Origin of the sequence: Autumnicola edwardsiae, from assembly GCF_031846505.1 — a bacterium.
GTDB lineage: Bacteria > Bacteroidota > Bacteroidia > Flavobacteriales > Flavobacteriaceae > Autumnicola > Autumnicola edwardsiae.
The window spans coordinates 1-1,511 of the sequence record NZ_JAVRHP010000232.1; the positions used below are offsets into that span (position 1 = coordinate 1).

Genomic DNA, 1,511 nt, shown 5'->3' on the forward strand with positions numbered 1-1,511 from the left:
TTGGTCCGCTGTAAAGGATCTGAAAAATGCCTCCTTTTAAATAAATTACTGTAATTTTAAACTAGTCACAATTATTATTACAATCCACAGCGTTTTCAAAGTTTTGTTCGGTAATTATATATCGATTTGTATCACTATTTTGAATATAATCGCTAAAAAAGACTAAGGAATTTCCAAATGGTAAGCCTTCGTAGTGTGCTTGAATTTTTTCACCATCAAAGATAACGGCTAGAGAATCTGCACCGAAAACGTCCTCGGGGATCTCACGGTCAGTAATGTTGTCGAAATTTCTGATTTCATCATAGATGATACCTGCACCACCTATCTCTTTGGTAAGAACTAAAATTGGTTCACCTATCGGTTGTCTTTTGAAAAATTTAATCTTTACTGTTTTTTCAGTAGCGTTTTCAATGATATACCTACCCTTGTATTCACCTTGATCAGTACATCCATATAGAACCAGTACAAAAAGAAGGATTTGAATTTTTAAAAAATTAGTATTCATAATTTAGATATTTGTTTTTGATGTCATTGGAAAAAATTCTTTTTTTCTTTAGCCTTTTTCCTTCTTAAGAAATCTCTATCATCGGAAAACCAGAATTTGCTGACTGTATTTCGTTTCCCTACAATGGCTCACAACGTCTCATATAAAAACTGTGCGAGCGGGCGAGCGTAATTTTCCGATAGGAAAATCAGGCGCAGCAAGCGAGCAAGAAGTTTCGATTTGAGACAGGTTCAAGCATTGTTTTTATATGCTGTTGTGCAATGGTTTTTATCAGGCATAACTGTTTATTCGAAGATCTAAATAGGTATTTCTAGTCAGATTTATTTTTACATTGAAATAACAGTTACCGCCGTCCGCTACTGGTGGCAATAATTCTGTTTGCCAATTTTCAGGTAATTTTCGACAAGATAAATTCACCCAAACTACTTTTTCACCTTTTTCGTTGATTATAGGTACATACTGCCGATAATAATTTTTTTTCTCCAGTTCGAAACCTGTTTCTGTCCATTTATTCTCAGGATTCTCAGCGTTTTGCTCCTTGAGAGCTTCTTTTTGAAGTCCATTATTCTCTTTTACAGCCCTTTCTAAAATTTCTTCAACATTCCTAATTTCCTCTAATCTTAGATCTGTCGGTTCTCCGCTTTCAAAAGGGTACGACATTTCCTGGTTGTAATTTACAATAGAATAAAGTGAGTCCTCTATAGCAAGTCCGTTTTTTGAGTCCAATTGAGAATCTTTTCCTGCTCTGTTTTGACAAGAAGTGAAAAGAATAAGTAGAGCTAAGGTTAAAAATTTTATCATTTATTTTTTTTTTAACTATTGCACAACGTCTCGTATAAAAACTGTGCGATGGTGAGCGTGATTTTCCGTTAGGAAAATCAGGCGCAACAAGCAAGCACAGAGTTTCGAATTGAGACAGGTTTTAGCATTGTTTTTATATAATGTGCCTGTTGCACAAGTTAGCCAAAAGAGCTAATTTTCTGTATGCAAGGCAAGAAAAATTATC

General features: G+C 34.5%; 2 protein-coding genes. Both read right to left on the minus strand.

Annotated features, from left to right (window positions below):
• Positions 1-61: 61 nt before the first annotated feature.
• Positions 62-505, minus strand: coding sequence for a hypothetical protein (locus RM529_RS17285; RefSeq protein WP_311485989.1), 444 nt, complete (start codon positions 503-505; stop codon positions 62-64).
• 270 nt (positions 506-775) lie between these two features.
• Positions 776-1,306 (minus strand): hypothetical protein, encoded by a 531-nt coding sequence (locus RM529_RS17290; RefSeq protein ID WP_311485990.1) that lies wholly within the window; start codon positions 1,304-1,306, stop codon positions 776-778.
• Positions 1,307-1,511 lie beyond the last annotated feature (205 nt).

Coding starts and splice junctions, on each gene's coding strand:
- RM529_RS17290 (WP_311485990.1), bottom strand. CDS start 1,306: ATGATAAAATTTTTAACCTTAGCTCTACTTATTCTTTTCACTTCTTGT.
- RM529_RS17285 (WP_311485989.1), bottom strand. CDS start 505: ATGAATACTAATTTTTTAAAAATTCAAATCCTTCTTTTTGTACTGGTT.